Below are 15,128 nucleotides of genomic sequence, written 5' to 3' on the forward strand. Positions count from 1 at the left end.
TGCCCTCGCCGCGCTCGTTCTGCATGAACACGAGGTTCCAGATCTCGATGTAGCGATCCTCGTCGGCTTCGGGGCCACCCTCGACGCCGTATTCGGCGCCGCGGTCGTAGAAGATCTCCGAGCAGGGGCCGCACGGCCCGGGAATGCCCATGGACCAGTAGTTGTCCTTCATGCCGCGGCGCTGGATGCGCTCTTCGGGCACTCCTACCTCGTCGCGCCAGATCGAGAACGCTTCGTCGTCGTCGAGGTAGACGGTGGCCCACAGGCGCGTGGGATCGATGCCGTATCCGCCGTCCTCGACCGAACCTGTCAGCAACTGCCAGGCGTGGGAGATGGCTTCCTTCTTGAAGTAGTCACCGAAGGAGAAGTTGCCCGCCATCTGGAAGAAGGTGTTGTGGCGGGTGGTGATGCCGACCTCTTCGATGTCCAGGGTGCGGACGCACTTCTGCACGGACGTCGCCCGTGAGTAGGACGGCGTCTGCTGCCCGAGGAAGAACGGCACGAACGGAACCATGCCCGCGTTGACGAACAGAAGGTTCGGGTCGTCGAGAATCAGCGAGGCGCTGGGCACCTCGGTGTGGCCGGCCTTGACGAAGTGGTCGAGGAATCGCCTGCGGATCTCGTGGGTTTGCACTAACCGGTCCTTACCTTCAAGAGCGTCGAGCTATGGGTGTCCAGACTAACGCGTCGGCCGGTGGAACCTGGCAGGCGTCAGCCACGAACTATTCGGCGAAGTTTGCTCACCCGATCGGCGATCTCCCGCTCGTTGCCGTGCGCGGTGGGCTGGTAATAGTCGACACCCACCAGATCGTCCGGTGGATACTGTTGCCGCAGAACACCATCACGTGTGTCGTGCGGGTACTTGTATCCGACTGCGTTGCCCAATTGCTCGGCGCCCTTGTAGTGCCCGTCACGCAGGTGCGGCGGTACCAGTCCGGATTTTCCGGCGGCCACGTCGGCCATGGCCGCGCCGAGTGCGGCGATGACCGCACCCGATTTGGGAGCCGTCGCCAGATGAATGGTGGCCTGTGCCAGCGCCAGACGAGCCTCCGGCATACCGATCAGCTGCACTGCCTGCGCCGCGGCGGTGGCAGTCTGCAGCGCCATCGGATCAGCCATGCCGATGTCTTCGCTGGCGTGAACCACCAGACGCCGTGCGATGAAGCGAGGGTCTTCGCCCGCGGTCAGCATCCGTGCGAGGTAGTGCAGGGCGGCGTCGACGTCTGATCCACGAATGCTCTTGATGAATGCACTGATGACGTCGTAGTGCTGATCTCCGGCACGGTCGTACCGAACCGCGGCCTTGTCGACACTGGCCTCGACGGTCGCGAGGTCGAGCACCACCGGGCCCGAAGCGTCACCTGCGGTGTCCAGTGCAGCCCCGGCGGCAGCCTCGAGTGCCGTCAGGGCTCGGCGGGCGTCGCCGGCCGCCAGACGAACGAGGTGTTCCATCGCGTCGTCGTCGATCGTGATCGCTCCGCCGAACCCGCGTTCGTCGGCGACAGCGCGCTCGAGCAGTTCCTGGACATCCGCAGCGGTGAGCGATTGCAGTTGCAGGACCAACGAGCGCGACAACAGAGCGGAGACGACCGAGAACGACGGGTTCTCGGTGGTCGCGCCGACCAAGAGCACGATGCGGTTCTCGACCGCGGCGAGCAAGGCGTCCTGCTGGGTCTTGGAGAAGCGATGAACTTCGTCGATGAACAAGACGGTTTGTTCGCCGTTCAGCAGGCGGCGGCGCGCGAGTTCGATGACACCGCGGACTTCTTTGACTCCGGCGGACAGAGCCGACAGAGCCTCGAACCGGCGGCCGGTAGCACCCGAGATCAACGATGCGAGCGTGGTCTTGCCGGTGCCGGGAGGTCCGTACAGAAGTACCGATGCGGCGCCGGACCCCTCGACCATTCTGCGGAGTGGCGCGCCGGGCCCGAGTAAGTGCTGTTGACCGACAACTTCACCAAGAGTGAGCGGACGCATGCGGACAGCCAGAGGAGCACCGGGCGGCACCGAGGACAGGGCGCGCTCGGCTACAGACACGACATCTGGTTCGTCGACGATCGCGGATTCCTCCGGAGTTGCCTCGAACAGGCCGTCTTCCGCCACCACGCCGTCTTTCGCCCCCACACTGTCTTCCGCTTGCCAATCGCTCACGAATCGACGCTACTAGAGACCACCGACGCCCGACACAATCCGCTGTTCCGCCAGCCCTCACCCAGTCGTGAATCCGCATTGGATAGCGTTGTCGCCATGAGCACCTCCGAGATCGCCACCGTCCTCGCGTGGCACGATGCACTCAACTCCCAAGACGTCGACACTCTGCTGCAGTTGTCGAGTGACGACATCGAGGTAGGCGGCCCCAAGGGCGCGAGCCAGGGACTCGCTGCCCTGCGCGAGTGGGCCACCAACGCCGGCATCACGCTCGTCCCCGGAAAGATGTACGTCCACCACGGCGTGGTCGTCGTCGAACAGACCGCAACATGGGCGGCCGAACCGGACAAGTCCGCGACCCTGGCCTCTGCTTTCCGAGTCGTGGCCGACCAGGTGACGTCGACGTTCCGGCATCCCGATCTGGCGACGGCGCTCGCGGCGACGGACCTGTCCGAGAACGATCTGGTCTCCGACAACTGAGCGGACTCGACCGAGAAAGGGCGCTCGTGCTTCGTGCACGGGCGCCCTTCTGTGTGTGATAGGTCAGGGCCTCAGCTGAACTCGGTCCGCAGCGCCGCCACGACGTCGCGGGCGTGTGCCTCGACGGCGTCGTTGCCGGCGAGCTGAGCCGAGCGTGCGAGCCTGGCCCAGCGTCCGACCAGTGCGTCGGCGCGTGGAATCGAGAGATAATGTTCGCGGACGGCGGCGATACGCGAATGATCCTCGGGCAGGTACAGATAGGTACTGAGCCAGACCCAGATGAGTTGGGCCTCGACGATCCTGCGCCCCAATTCGGCCTCGTCGGCCAGGGCGGGCCACATCCCCACTACCTCGGCCCGCCAGGCATCGACCATCGCCGACGCCCGCTCTTCGGTCAGGTCGATGTTGCACAGGCAGCCGGGAAAAGACACCAACGCGTAGGTGATGTCGAGGAGGGCATCGCGGTAGCCACCCCACTCGTAGTCGAGGAACTGCACGCCGTCGTCGTTGACGATGATGTTGTCGGGGCACAAGTCCGACGGACTGAAGGCACGGAACCGACCGCCACTGAACAGTGTCTGCGCGTGCTGAACCTGCTCGAGAATGTCCGAACTCACATCGATCCCGAGACTTTCCACCAACATCGCGGGAACACCGGCCACTGCGCGTCCCACCTGATCCGCAACTTCATCGGAGCAATGGGCAACCTCGGCTCGACGCAGCAGTGCGGTGAAGTCGTCCTCCCGGCCGACGGTCGCGGCGTGCATGCGTCCCATTGCCTGAGCCATGGCCATCAACGTGTAAGTGACGGTGTCCGGGTCGGAGTCTTCGAGTCGGACGCTGATTGCGGTGGCGTCGCCGAGATCACTCAGGATCAGGAGGCGAGCATCGAGGTCGGACGCCAACAGTTCGGCGCCGGGGCGTGCGTCCTTGGCAAGCGCGTTGGCGAACTGATACGACACCGCTTCACGAAGGAATGCGGTCTCGACGTCGAAGTCACCTTCGGACGCGGCCGGGAGCGCAATCGCTGTTTTGGTAGCTCCCTGGAAGTTGTCGCGGACCTGCTTGATCACCAAAGTTCGGGGCAGGGAGAACGGGTTCTCGGCGACACGAACGCGCAGCACGACGGTGCGGCCACTCCCCCCGAGATCTACGGGATCCACCAGGGTTACGGGTGCCCCTGTGCGGCGTGTCAGCAACTGCTCAGCAGCTGCGACGACTTCGGAAACGGGGTCTGCCAGTAATGCGGTCATCACCGACCAACTTACCCGTTAGTGACTCCGATCATGCCCAGCTCGTCCGCTCGCAGCGGAGAATTCAAGGCCTCACAGCAACAGAAATTGCCGACTACCTGCGGCGATGACAAAAGTCCCCAATCGCCACACCGGCACACAGTTCTCTCGAGAATTTTGCTGTCGGTGAGCAGAACTCCGAACCGGCGACGTCATGGAGTCTTGTCCTCGTCGACAAATCGAGAAATGCCTTTCAACGCTGCTTCGAATTCCTCGTCGGCCCGGGTTCTGAGCCAGAGAACAAGCACGCAGGCAGTGACGATCCCGAGCAGGTTGACAGCCAGTTGCAGAGACGACAACCCGGCGATCCGCCATTCTCCGTTTGCTGCCGCAACCACCGCGAAACCGGCGGCAGGAACCGTGGTGACAGAGATGAACACCCCGACCAAGGCAGCGGACTTCGACGAGACGAGTGCCAGCATCCCAGCCGCACCGGCAAGAAGCGCGACGACAAACGAAATGGGCCCGACCTTGTATACGAAATCGACCTCGTGGAGTGACTCGAGACTGACGACGTCCATCCATCCGAAGAACTTCACCACGAACGTTGCGGCAAGCGTCACGCCCATCGCGATGGGGAATCCGACGGCAAGCGCGAGAATCGAACGCCGACGCAACCGTCGATCCCGCCGTACGAGTGCGACTGCCAAAGCAGCCAGCGGACCGAACTCCGGACCGACGACCATGGCGCCGACGATCGTGATCTGAGAGTCGGTCACGACGCCGATCGCGGCCAGCAGACACGCAATGGTCAGGAACGCGACGAACAATCCGTTGAGAGTCGACTCTTCGCGAGTGCGGGACAGCAATTCCTCCCACACGACGGAATCCGCGGGATCACCAGGCACGTCACGCTCGGCTTTGCGCGCCGCCGCCGACAACACCGTCTCGACCGGTACGAGCGTCATTCCGCCGTCCTCGGCGACGCCGAGTTCGTTCAGGGCATCGACGACGTCGTTTGCCGCCTCACGGGCGACGTCGGCCTCCACCATGTCGCCGGCAGGATGAACCGCGACGTCGCGCATCACGACGATGTGTGTCGCGCCCCGCTGCGACGCGAGCGCACCGAGAACTTGCTCGGTGCGCTCGGTCGGGCAGATCACCCGCAAATGCAGCATGGCGATCCGGTGTCGGCTCTACTTGGCTTCGCCGGTGTCGCCTTCGGACTTCTTGTCCTCTGACTTTTTCTCGGGCTTCGCGTCGATGCCCGATTCCTTGCGCTGCTGAGCCGAGATCGGTGCCGGAGCATCCGTCAGCGGGTCGACGCCGCCGCCGGACTTCGGGAACGCGATGACCTCACGGATGGAATCCATGCCGGCGAGGAGCGCGGTGATGCGGTCCCAGCCGAATGCGATTCCGCCGTGCGGCGGCGCACCGAAGGCGAAGGCGTCGAGGAGGAAGCCGAACTGCTCCTGCGCCTCGTCCTCGGAGATACCCATCACCTTGAACACTCGTTCCTGAATGTCCTTGCGGTGGATACGAATACTGCCGCCGCCGATCTCGTTGCCGTTGCAGACGATGTCGTACGCGTAGGCGAGAGCGGAATCCGGATCGGTGTCGAACGTGTCGAAGAACTCCGGCTTCGGCGACGTGAACGCGTGGTGCACGGCGGTCCACGCGGAGTGGCCGAGAGCGACGTCACCGGATGCAGTGGCGTCGGCGGTCGGCTCGAACATCGGAGCGTCGACGATCCACACGAAGGCCCACGCGTCAGGATCGATGAGGTCCTTCTTGCGGGCGATCTCACCACGGGCAGCGCCGAGGAGGGCGCGCATCGGCTTCGTTGCACCAGCTGCGAAGAAGACGCAGTCTCCCGGCTGAGCTCCGACGTGGGCGGCCAGGCCCTCACGCTCGGCGTCGGTCAGGTTCTTGGCAACAGGTCCACCGAGAGTGCCGTCTTCACCGACCAACACGTACGCCAGACCCTTGGCCCCACGCTGCTTGGCCCATTCCTGCCAGGCGTCGAGTTGCTTGCGCGGCTGGCTTGCACCGCCGGGCATCACAACGGCGCCGACGTACTCCGCCTGGAACACGCGGAACGTCGTGTCCTTGAAGAAGTCCATGCACTCGACGAGTTCGATGTCGAAACGCAGGTCCGGCTTGTCGCTGCCGTAACGACGCATTGCCTCGGTGTAGGTCATGCGGTCGATCGGCGTCTTGATCTCGTGGCCGACGAGCTTCCAGAGCGCCGTGAGGATTTCCTCGGCGAGCAGGATGATGTCGTCCTGGTTGACGAAAGCCATCTCGATGTCGAGCTGAGTGAACTCGGGCTGGCGATCGGCGCGGAAATCCTCGTCGCGGTAGCAACGTGCGATCTGGTAGTAGCGCTCGATGCCGCCGACCATGAGGAGCTGCTTGAACAGCTGCGGGCTCTGCGGCAGTGCGTAGAAGCTACCGGGCTGAAGGCGCGACGGCACCAGGAAGTCACGGGCACCCTCGGGCGTCGAGCGCGTGAGCGTCGGAGTCTCGACCTCGACGAACTCGTGATGCGCGAGAACGCCGCGCGCTGCAGCACTTACCTTGGAGCGCAAGCGAATTGCGGAGCCGGGGCCTTCACGACGCAGGTCGAGGTAGCGGTACTTGAGGCGCGCTTCTTCGCCGACCTGATCGTCGAGCTGGAACGGCAGCGGTGCGCTTTCGTTGAGAACCTCGAGTTCTGTGGCGTTGACCTCGATCGCTCCGGTGGGGATCTCGAAGTTCTGGTTGCCCTCGGGGCGAACCTCGACCGTTCCGGTCACGCGAACGCAGTATTCCGCGCGCAGACGGTGCGCCTGCTCGGCCACGTCACCTGCCCGGAAAACTACCTGCGCAACTCCGGATGCATCACGGAGATCGATGAAGATCACTCCGCCGTGATCACGACGCCTGGCTACCCAACCGGTGAGCGTTACGGTCTGCTCTGCCTGCTCGGGTCGCAATGAACCGGCGAGATGTGTGCGCAGCACGGGATTCCTTTCGAACTACTTCCAATAACCGACGACCGACTACTTTGCCTGCGATCCTACGGAGCGAACTGCACAGAGCGGAAACGCGGACCCGCATCGCATGCGAAGCTATCTCCAGAAGTGACGGCAAGCACTTGTTCACGACAGCAGAAAGCGGACATAGATGACCTTCAACGAGGGGGCCCGCGGCGAAGCGGGACGCGTTCAGGTTCAAGGCGGCGGGGGTGGCGGTGGCCGCGGCGGCAAAATCGCGATCGGCGGTGGCGCGGGCGGCATCATCGTTCTGATCCTGGCGCTGTTGTTCGGCGGTGACCCCGGCTCATTACTGGGCACGTCCACCGAGACTTCGAGTTCGTCGACCGGACTGTCGTCGGTCGACGAGTGCACCGGCGCTCAGGCCAACGCCGATGTGAACTGCCGAGTAACGCTGACCGTCGGAAGCCTCGACGACGTTTGGGAACAGCAGTTGGTCAAGCAGACCGGCACGGCGTACGTGCGTCCCGAAGTTGTCTTGTTCAGCGGTTCGGTCAACACCGGTTGCGGCCAGGCGTCGAGTGACGTCGGTCCGTTCTACTGCCCGGCGGACCAAACGGCGTACTTCGACACGAGTTTCTTCCAACTACTCGTCGACCGTTTCGGTTCCAGCGCCGGACCGCTCGCACAGGAGTACGTGGTCGCGCACGAGTTCGGACATCACATCCAGAATCAGCTCGGCGACATCGGCCGCGCGCAGGCCGACCCGCAGGGTGAGCAGTCGGGTGCGGTTCGCACCGAACTCCAGGCCGATTGCTACGCCGGCGTCTGGGCACATTTTGCGGACACGATTCCCGACGAAGCGACCGGTCAACCATTCCTGAAGCCCTTGTCCGAGAGCGATATTCGAGACGCCCTCTCGGCGGCGTCATCGGTGGGCGACGACCGCATCCAGAAGTCCACGACCGGTCGGGTCAACCCCGAAGGCTGGACACACGGCTCCTCCGCACAGCGGCAGGCGTGGTTCAAGACCGGATACCAGACCGGCCAGATTTCGTCGTGTGACACGTACTCGGCGCGGGATCTGAACAACCCGCCCGACCTCAAGCGATAGCGAACCTCCGAAACCATCCCACCGACAATTTTTTCTGTCTTGACAGATTCAGTTGTCGGTGGGATGGTTTTCTCATGTTGGACGTAGCAGTCATCGATCGCCCCGGAGCTGCCGAGGCGTCGCTCGATCCGATTCGGCAACGGATTCTGGCCGAATTGGCGGTGCCGGGATCGGCATCCTCGCTGGCGCCCCGGATCGGGCTGACACGCCAGAAGGTGAACTATCACCTGCGCACTCTCGAAGACCACGGACTTGTCGAGCTCGTCGAGGAACGCAAGCGAGGCAACATGACCGAGCGAATCATGCAGGCCAGTGCCGCGTCGTACGTCATATCCCCTGCCGCCATGTCGGCGCTCGCCCCGGACCCGGGCCGGTTCCCCGATCAACTCTCGGCGCGCTGGCTCGTCAGTCTCGCAGCGCGGATCGTCCGAGAGGTCGGCGAACTGATCGCCGGAGCAACTGCAGCCGGAAAACCGTTGGCGTCCTTTGCCATCGACAGCGACATCACCTTTGCCACGGCGGCCGACCGTGCCGCCTTCGCCGGCGAACTCGGCGAGTCGATCAACTCACTCGTCGCCAAGTATCACGACGGCAATTCCGAAGGCGGACGCAAACACCGCCTCGTTGTCGCCCTGCATCCCAGCCTCACCACACCCCAAACCATCACAACCCAAGCGATCGACGCGCCCGAAACGGAGAAGTAGCAATGTCCGAGAAATTCGAAATCCGCCGCGAGGTGGTCGTCCCAGGAACCCCCGAGCAGATCTGGGCCGCCATCTCGGCCGAAACGGCCGGCTGGATGTTCCCCTCCCCTCTCGAGATCCCCGCCGACGGCAGCCGCCCGGACAGCCCGATCATCGCCACGTGGGAGCCACCCCGCGAACTCGCCATCCACATGCAAGGCCCCGACGGCTGGTTCAACAACCTCGAATACGTCGTCGAGGCCCGCGACGAGAGCACCGCCGTTGTCCGCTACGTCCACGCCGGAGTGTTTGCCGATGACTGGGACAACCAGTACGACGGCGCGAGCAAGCACACGGACTTCTACCTGCACAGTCTCGGCCAATACGTGCGGTACTTCGCCGGAAAACCCGTCACCTATGTCTCGGCCGAAGGCCCGGAATCCTCGTCCGCGCCGCAAGCGATGGGAACGCTTCGCAGCGCCCTCGGAATCACCTCGGGCGCCGCTGTCGGTGACTCCGCGTCGGTGGAAGTCCCCGGAATCGGAACCGTCGACGCGATTGTCGACTACATCAACGACTGGTTCATCGGCTTGCGCACCGAGGACGCATTGCTGCGGTTCTACGGCCGAAATGCTTTCGGCGGCAACGTCGACGCGGCCCATCACCTCTTCGCAGAGGGCGCTGACGGTGGATCAGCAACGGCAGCGTGGCAGGGCTGGCTCGACGGCGTGTTCGCCTGAGTCGTCACACTCCCCGCTCTGCTGACACGCGACCGTCGTCGATCGCGGTCAGCAGAGCGGCATGATCGCGTGCATTGCGCTTGGCGTAGGCAGCCGCGAACTCCCCGATCGCGAAATCGAATTCGGTTCCGTCGCCGAGATATTCGGCGATCGCTATCCGATCGGACGAGCGAGCGTGTGCGTAGGCAAGGACCCTGGCGCACAGGCGCCCGTAGAGTTCCAGCCCCTGCGGCACCATCTCTTCGATGACTGCCGACCCTTTACCGTCACGCAGTTGACGAATGTAGAAATCGTGCTCACCCTCGTCGAGCCCCGGCCCTCGTTCCCAGCCGAGAAAGATGTCGCTTGTCGCTTGCATCAAGCGTTGCCCGTTGACGACGCGTTCCCCTTCGTTCTTGAAGGTCGGACCATCGACGTAGCCGGACAATACCGAGGGTTGCGCTTCCTTGACCTGCAGGATCAACGGATCGTCGTCGTCGACGCCTTTCATGAGGATCATCCATGCGCGTGTTCCGACGCTCCCGACACCGACAACCTTCCGCGCAATGTGCGTCATCTCGAAGCTTTCGAGCAACACCCGACGGTCCCACTGCAGCGTGCTCCGATACGACCGAACGCGCTGACGTAGCAACTCCTCGATCTGCGTGAGATCGGTCCCTGCGAACAACTCGTTTGCGGGCACGATCAGCGGCGGATCACTGATGAATTGCCGCCGGCCGTCGACGATTTCGGTGAACTTGCCTGCCGCCTGCACACTGTCGCGGCGACGAGCCTTGTCCAGCGTCGCTTGTGTGCGAGCAAGCATGCGCTTCTTCAGATCGATCTGGAGAGCCTCGAGCCCGTCCTCGGGTGCGATGTGCGAGTACCAGACTGCAAGATTTCCCAATCCTGCCTGGGTGATCATGGTTTCCCGATACTCGGCCGCGCATCCGCGAACGATCTTCTTCCGCTCCTTGCCCGAAAATCCGTTGTCCTTTGCGGCGATCACCAAACTTGCGGCCAGTCGTTTCACGTCCCATTCGAACGGTCCCGGGTACGTTTCGTCGAAGTCGTTGATGTCGAACGCGAGTTTTCGCTCGGGCGTCGCATAGATACCGAAGTTGCTCAGGTGCGCGTCGCCGCAGAGTTGGCTGGCAAGACCCGAATCCGGACTGCGTGACAAATCGTCGGCCATCACCAGAGCAGCGCCGCGGAAGAACGAGAACCGCGATGCCGACATCCGCCCGTATCGGATGGGCACCAGGTCCTGTACCCGCGACTTCGCCTGCAATTCGAGCAGTGATATCGGATCACGGTCACTCTCTGCCAGATCCGCGAGCGCGGCCAATGGCGTATCTCTACGCGCCTGACGGCCGCGCGCCCGCCTTTCGTCGACCGTGAGATGCTCGGTACGCACTGCTGTCATCTGCCCGACCTTTCACTCGCAACGGCTATCGCTACGAACTCGACGCGTCGGGCGTCGTGCGGCCTCCTGATCCGCGCGCTGCGCGTACCAGGAGTTCCGGACTTGACACCAACGCCTTGCGCCACGGAAGTACCCCGTCGATCTCGATCTGAATCGACAGGCTCAGCACGGTCCGAATAAGAACGATCATGCCCAGAACTGCGGCGTCTGTCAGCGACGGCGACGACGTCACCGTCTTCACCAGATCAGCGGCGACAAGGATCTCGAGGCCGAGAAGGATGACCGCGCCCATGGTCTCGCGCAGAGTACGAAACGCCGAACTACCGTCCCGCGTTCGACTCCATGCGCGCCCCGCGATCACGAATGCGAACACGAACCCGAGAACCATGGCGACAACACCGAGTACCTCGAACCATTCGGTGACCAGCTCGAAGAACCTGATTTTGTCCATGGTCATGATTCTCGAGGTAATGCACCGATAAGTCGAGGTGACACGACGGCGTCAGCTGAAGATCCGCTCGATGTCGTCGAGTCGCAGCTCGGTGGCGCGAGGAGAATAGCCCGAGCCCCACAGGCTGTCGTCGACGTAATGGACGTTCCCCGAGCGGACAGCGGGAAGACGCTCCCAGAGCGGGTTCATCGCCAACTGCGCACGGACGTCCTGCTGGTCCTGGAATGCGCCCACGATGATCACGTCGCTGGTCACCTGATCGAGTTGCTCCGCTGTGAGTGTGCGCGTGAACTCCTCCGATGTAGCTCGTTCGCCGGGGAAACCGAGGGCGTCGAGAAGAGCGTCGACCTGGTTGTAGACGACACCGTTCTCGCCGGTGCGGAGGAGGGTCACCGACGGCAACGAACCGAGGGCGGAGAGTCGATCCTTGATTGTGAGGAGGCGCTCTTCCGTTCTCGCGTTCAATTCCGCAGCAGCGTCTTCGCGTCGGACCGCGACGCCCATCGAGGTGACCAACTTCTTCATCTCGGCCCACGTGAGGTACCCGTTGAAGCCGGCGAATACTGGAACACCGGTCGCGGAGAGTTCGTCGTAGGACTTTGCCGCATAAGCATTTCCGGCGGTCAGGAGCATAACGATCAGATCCGGCGACGCGCCGATGATCGCTTCCTTGTTCCACGTCCCCGCCGTACCGAGGTTCGGGATGTTCGCAGCCTCCGGCATCGTACGCAACACCGCGTCACCGCTCACACCCTCGAGACCGAAGAAGCCGCCGACGATCTTCTCCGGCGGCACACCGAGGTCGAGCACCGTCGCCATGGCGCTGACATGGGCGATGACCATTCGCTGCGGGTCCGACGGAATCTCGACACTGCCCGTCTCATCCTGCACTGTGACGAGACCACTTGGCGACGAGCCGTTTTCGTCGCTGCTGCACGCTGCCAGCAAGGTCGCGGCCGCGGCACCGAGCCCGGCGCCGAGGAAACCCCTGCGCGTCAGCGCATCGACGATGCGTTTCCACTGCTCGTCTGTATCGAGTGCGGTGTTATCGAGTGCGGGCGCCAGGCAGATCGAGTTCGGCACAGTTCGGTCCATTCGTTCGAGCGGTCGAGAATCACCTCGATTGTGGCTATCGAACCGTCGAAACTGAACAGGATTTCGAGCCGACAACTATCGCTGTCCGGTCACACCTTCTTGACGACGCTCGACTTCAATTGCATCGGTCCGATGCCGTCGACCTTGCAGTCGATGTCGTGGTCACCAACACCCTGAACAAGGCGGATGTTGCGAACTTTCGTACCTGACTTGATGCCGGTCGGACTGCCCTTCACCTTGAGCGTCTTGACGACCGTCACCGTGTCGCCGTCCGCAAGAATGTTGCCTACGGCATCTTTCACCACACCCAGGTCCTCGCCGGCACTATCGGTCGGCGCCCACTCGTGCGCGCAGGACGGGCAGACCATCAACGCGCCCATCTCGTAGGTGTATTCGCCGGCGCATTCAGGGCAAGGGGGCAAGGTGTCTTCCACGCGGTTCATCCTATCCACCAGGCACCCGATCCCCATTTTTGCATTTCATGAGGCACCCTTGGGCGAAATATTGCATTCGATGAAACTTTGCACTCTGTGCAATTATGGATGAAATGGGAACCGAAACTCTCGGATTGCGCGAACGAAAACGAATTGCGACGAGGCAGCTGATCGAGCACACCGCCGTCGAACTCGTTCTCGACCTGGGCTATGACGAAGTGACCGTCGAGAAAATCTGCGAAGCCTGCAATCTGTCGACCCGCACGTTCTTCAACTACTTCCCCACCAAGGACGCAGCGATCGGCGGGCTCATGCTCGTCGTGCCAAGTGAGACGACCATGCTCACGCTCATCGGCGAGCACCCGGACGATCCGCTGCGCGGCGCTCTCGCGGTATTCGAGGCGGCGATGCAAATCGTCGACGAGCGACCCGATCTGCTCGCGCATCGACGCGAATTGTTCGAGCGTCATCCCACGCTGTTGCAACAACATCTGGCCACCTTCCACGATCTTGAAGACACGCTCACCCGGATCCTCACGCGGGAGTTGTCGAACAGAACCGAGTATCGCCGCCTGCACTCGGACACAGCCGCTGCCGACGAAGCCACAGCAACGGTCATCACCGCAGGCGCCGCGATGCGTTACGTCTTCCGAAAATGGCAGAACAGTGAACGGGCAAGCCCCAGAACAGATTTGCTCGATCCGGCACTACTCCTGATGGCTCGAATACTGAGGTCCGAGAGCTGATCCACACTCTCGCACCCGCCGTCACTCAACTAAGGAACTACATGTCCACTCGAGAAGCTGCGACCGTCGAGCCCGACGGCACGCATACCGACACCGAGGCCTCGCCGGACAAACGGTCGATCATCCTCGTTTTTGTCGGGCTGATGATCACGATGCTTCTGGCTTCGCTCGACCAGATGATCTTCAGTACCGCTTTGCCCACCATCGTGGGCGAATTGAACGGCGTCAACCACATGGTCTGGGTGACGACGGCATACATCCTCGCCTCGACCGTCATGATGCCGGTGTACGGAAAACTCGGTGACCTGATCGGCCGCAAGGGCCTCTTCATCGGCGCCATCAGCATTTTCATCGTCGGTTCGGTGATCGGCGGTCTGTCCCACGACATGACCACACTCATCGCTGGTCGAGCCGTGCAGGGACTCGGCGGCGGCGGATTGATCCTGCTGTCCCAGGCGATCATCGCCGACGTCGTCCCCGCCAGGCAACGCGGCCGGTACATGGGTGCGATGGGCGGGGTGTTCGCACTGGCTTCGGTTGCCGGTCCCCTACTCGGCGGCTGGTTCACCGAGGGCATCGGTTGGCGTTGGGCCTTCTGGATCAACATCCCCCTAGGCCTACTCGCCATCGCGAGCGCGATGGCATTTCTGCACCTGCGGAAGCCGAACCTCGGCAAGCCTCGCATCGACTATCTGGGCATGGTTCTCGTCGCGACGGCAGCGACGTGTCTGATCCTGTTCACGACCTGGGGCGGAAACACCTACGCCTGGGGATCGGCCGTCATCATCGGATTGATCGTCGGCTGCGTCGTGACGGCAGTGGCTTTTGTCTTCGTCGAAAAGCGTGCCGACGAACCGGTGATTCCGATGCACCTGTTCGCTCAGCGCAACTTCGTGTTGACCACCGTCGCCGGCCTGATCATCGGAATCGCCATGTTCGGTGCGCTCGCCTACCTGCCGACCTACATCCAAATGGTGACCGGCAAGAACGCCACCGAAGCTGGATTGATGATGATTCCCATGATGGCGGGCCTGCTCGTCGCCTCCATCGGGTCCGGCCAGCTGGTCAGCAAGACCGGCCGCTACAAGATCTTCCCCATCGTCGGAACATCCATCGTCGCTGTTGCTCTGGTCCTGCTCTCACGTCTGACGCCGTCGACCTCACTGCTGGTCTTCGGTTGCTACATCGCACTCATGGGTATCGGACTCGGCCTCGTCATGCAGATCTTGATCTTGATCGTGCAGAACACCTTCCCCGCGGCCGAAGTGGGAACGGCCACCGCGTCGAACAACTTCTTCCGCCAGATCGGTGCGTCGTTGGGCAGCGCGATCGTGGGCAGCCTGTTCGCCTCGCGTCTGACCAATCTCCTGGCCGAGCGACTCCCGGCGAATGGCGGCGCGGTCGGTGGTGACGAGAACTCCTTGACCCCGGGAATCCTCTGGAAGTTGCCGAGCCAGGTTCGCGAGATCATCGTCGGTGCATACAACGACGCGCTGGCGCCGATCTTCCTGTACCTCGTCCCCTTGGTCATCGCGGCGGTTGTCCTGTTGCTCTTCGTCAAGGAGAAGCCCCTCGCGACGACGATCGATCGCTCGGCGCCCCCGCTCGAGTAATTGACTATC

15 protein-coding genes are annotated in these 15,128 nt (G+C 62.9%); 6 read left to right on the top strand and 9 right to left on the bottom strand.

The features are described from left to right. Both QM609_RS13320 and QM609_RS13325 read right to left on the bottom strand, forming a co-directional pair. Window positions 1-634: alanine--tRNA ligase-related protein (locus tag QM609_RS13320; RefSeq protein ID WP_283337294.1), on the bottom strand; the 634-nt coding region annotated here is incomplete at its 3' end. A gap of 77 nt (window positions 635-711) precedes the next feature. Beyond that, on the bottom strand, window positions 712-2,124 hold the full coding sequence (locus tag QM609_RS13325) for a replication-associated recombination protein A (RefSeq protein ID WP_003944982.1): 1,413 nt from the start codon (window positions 2,122-2,124) through the stop codon (window positions 712-714). 123 nt (window positions 2,125-2,247) lie between these two features. On the opposite strand from QM609_RS13325, the gene QM609_RS13330 reads away from it, so the two are divergent. After that, a complete protein-coding gene (locus QM609_RS13330) occupies window positions 2,248-2,628 on the top strand; it encodes a nuclear transport factor 2 family protein (RefSeq protein WP_003944973.1) in 381 nt (126 codons plus the stop codon). Window positions 2,629-2,699: 71 nt separating this feature from the next. On the opposite strand, the gene QM609_RS13335 is transcribed toward QM609_RS13330, so the two are convergent. The 3 genes from QM609_RS13335 to aspS form a co-directional block, all read right to left on the bottom strand. After that, complete coding sequence (locus QM609_RS13335; RefSeq protein ID WP_042448767.1) at window positions 2,700-3,881, bottom strand: protein kinase family protein; 1,182 nt, start codon at window positions 3,879-3,881, stop codon at window positions 2,700-2,702. Window positions 3,882-4,072: 191 nt separating this feature from the next. Further along, window positions 4,073-5,038 (bottom strand): DUF389 domain-containing protein, encoded by a 966-nt coding sequence (locus tag QM609_RS13340; RefSeq protein ID WP_007728045.1) that lies wholly within the window; start codon window positions 5,036-5,038, stop codon window positions 4,073-4,075. A gap of 18 nt (window positions 5,039-5,056) precedes the next feature. Next, entirely contained in the window at window positions 5,057-6,865 is a 1,809-nt protein-coding gene (aspS, locus tag QM609_RS13345) for an aspartate--tRNA ligase (RefSeq protein ID WP_050656336.1), read from the bottom strand. A 163-nt stretch (window positions 6,866-7,028) separates the two neighbouring features. Here aspS and ypfJ point away from each other — a divergent pair, with 163 nt between their 5' ends. The 3 genes from ypfJ to QM609_RS13360 all read left to right on the top strand — a co-directional run bounded on the left by ypfJ (window position 7,029) and on the right by QM609_RS13360 (window position 9,375). Further along, a complete protein-coding gene (ypfJ, locus tag QM609_RS13350) occupies window positions 7,029-7,952 on the top strand; it encodes a KPN_02809 family neutral zinc metallopeptidase (RefSeq protein WP_042448761.1) in 924 nt (307 codons plus the stop codon). Between the two features lie 74 nt (window positions 7,953-8,026). Continuing rightward, window positions 8,027-8,656: an ArsR/SmtB family transcription factor gene (locus tag QM609_RS13355; RefSeq protein ID WP_007728048.1), complete on the top strand. Its 630-nt coding sequence runs from the start codon at window positions 8,027-8,029 to the stop codon at window positions 8,654-8,656. 2 nt (window positions 8,657-8,658) lie between these two features. After that, window positions 8,659-9,375 carry an SRPBCC family protein gene (locus QM609_RS13360; RefSeq protein WP_042448753.1) on the top strand — a complete coding sequence of 239 codons (717 nt, stop codon included), beginning with the start codon at window positions 8,659-8,661 and terminating at the stop codon, window positions 9,373-9,375. A gap of 4 nt (window positions 9,376-9,379) precedes the next feature. Here QM609_RS13360 and QM609_RS13365 read toward each other — a convergent pair whose 3' ends face one another. The 4 genes from QM609_RS13365 to QM609_RS13380 form a co-directional block, all read right to left on the bottom strand. Then, window positions 9,380-10,780 carry a DUF2252 domain-containing protein gene (locus QM609_RS13365; RefSeq protein WP_007728051.1) on the bottom strand — a complete coding sequence of 467 codons (1,401 nt, stop codon included), beginning with the start codon at window positions 10,778-10,780 and terminating at the stop codon, window positions 9,380-9,382. A 31-nt stretch (window positions 10,781-10,811) separates the two neighbouring features. Next, window positions 10,812-11,231, bottom strand: a complete 420-nt coding sequence (locus tag QM609_RS13370) for a DUF1622 domain-containing protein (RefSeq protein WP_007728052.1) — start codon at window positions 11,229-11,231, stop codon at window positions 10,812-10,814. A gap of 51 nt (window positions 11,232-11,282) precedes the next feature. After that, window positions 11,283-12,314 carry an ABC transporter substrate-binding protein gene (locus tag QM609_RS13375; RefSeq protein ID WP_228232705.1) on the bottom strand — a complete coding sequence of 344 codons (1,032 nt, stop codon included), beginning with the start codon at window positions 12,312-12,314 and terminating at the stop codon, window positions 11,283-11,285. A 101-nt stretch (window positions 12,315-12,415) separates the two neighbouring features. Then, window positions 12,416-12,760, bottom strand: a complete 345-nt coding sequence (locus tag QM609_RS13380) for a zinc ribbon domain-containing protein YjdM (RefSeq protein ID WP_003944988.1) — start codon at window positions 12,758-12,760, stop codon at window positions 12,416-12,418. A 113-nt stretch (window positions 12,761-12,873) separates the two neighbouring features. On the opposite strand from QM609_RS13380, the gene QM609_RS13385 reads away from it, so the two are divergent. Both QM609_RS13385 and QM609_RS13390 read left to right on the top strand, forming a co-directional pair. Next, window positions 12,874-13,506 carry a TetR/AcrR family transcriptional regulator gene (locus QM609_RS13385; protein ID WP_003944787.1) on the top strand — a complete coding sequence of 211 codons (633 nt, stop codon included), beginning with the start codon at window positions 12,874-12,876 and terminating at the stop codon, window positions 13,504-13,506. 41 nt (window positions 13,507-13,547) lie between these two features. Further along, window positions 13,548-15,119 (top strand): MDR family MFS transporter, encoded by a 1,572-nt coding sequence (locus QM609_RS13390; RefSeq protein WP_003944867.1) that lies wholly within the window; start codon window positions 13,548-13,550, stop codon window positions 15,117-15,119. Window positions 15,120-15,128 lie beyond the last annotated feature (9 nt).

The organism is Rhodococcus sp. IEGM 1302, assembly GCF_030056935.1.
Lineage (GTDB): Bacteria > Actinomycetota > Actinomycetes > Mycobacteriales > Mycobacteriaceae > Rhodococcus_F > Rhodococcus_F qingshengii.

What these genes read in the sequence shown, in the direction of transcription:
- QM609_RS13385 (WP_003944787.1), top strand. Translation starts at nt 12,874, where the DNA reads ATGGGAACCGAAACTCTCGGATTGCGCGAACGAAAACGAATTGCGACG.
- QM609_RS13360 (WP_042448753.1), top strand. Translation starts at nt 8,659, where the DNA reads ATGTCCGAGAAATTCGAAATCCGCCGCGAGGTGGTCGTCCCAGGAACC.
- QM609_RS13365 (WP_007728051.1), bottom strand. Translation starts at nt 10,780, where the DNA reads ATGACAGCAGTGCGTACCGAGCATCTCACGGTCGACGAAAGGCGGGCG.
- QM609_RS13340 (WP_007728045.1), bottom strand. Translation starts at nt 5,038, where the DNA reads ATGCTGCATTTGCGGGTGATCTGCCCGACCGAGCGCACCGAGCAAGTT.
- QM609_RS13330 (WP_003944973.1), top strand. Translation starts at nt 2,248, where the DNA reads ATGAGCACCTCCGAGATCGCCACCGTCCTCGCGTGGCACGATGCACTC.
- QM609_RS13390 (WP_003944867.1), top strand. Translation starts at nt 13,548, where the DNA reads ATGTCCACTCGAGAAGCTGCGACCGTCGAGCCCGACGGCACGCATACC.
- QM609_RS13355 (WP_007728048.1), top strand. Translation starts at nt 8,027, where the DNA reads ATGTTGGACGTAGCAGTCATCGATCGCCCCGGAGCTGCCGAGGCGTCG.
- QM609_RS13370 (WP_007728052.1), bottom strand. Translation starts at nt 11,231, where the DNA reads ATGGACAAAATCAGGTTCTTCGAGCTGGTCACCGAATGGTTCGAGGTA.
- QM609_RS13335 (WP_042448767.1), bottom strand. Translation starts at nt 3,881, where the DNA reads ATGACCGCATTACTGGCAGACCCCGTTTCCGAAGTCGTCGCAGCTGCT.
- ypfJ (WP_042448761.1), top strand. Translation starts at nt 7,029, where the DNA reads ATGACCTTCAACGAGGGGGCCCGCGGCGAAGCGGGACGCGTTCAGGTT.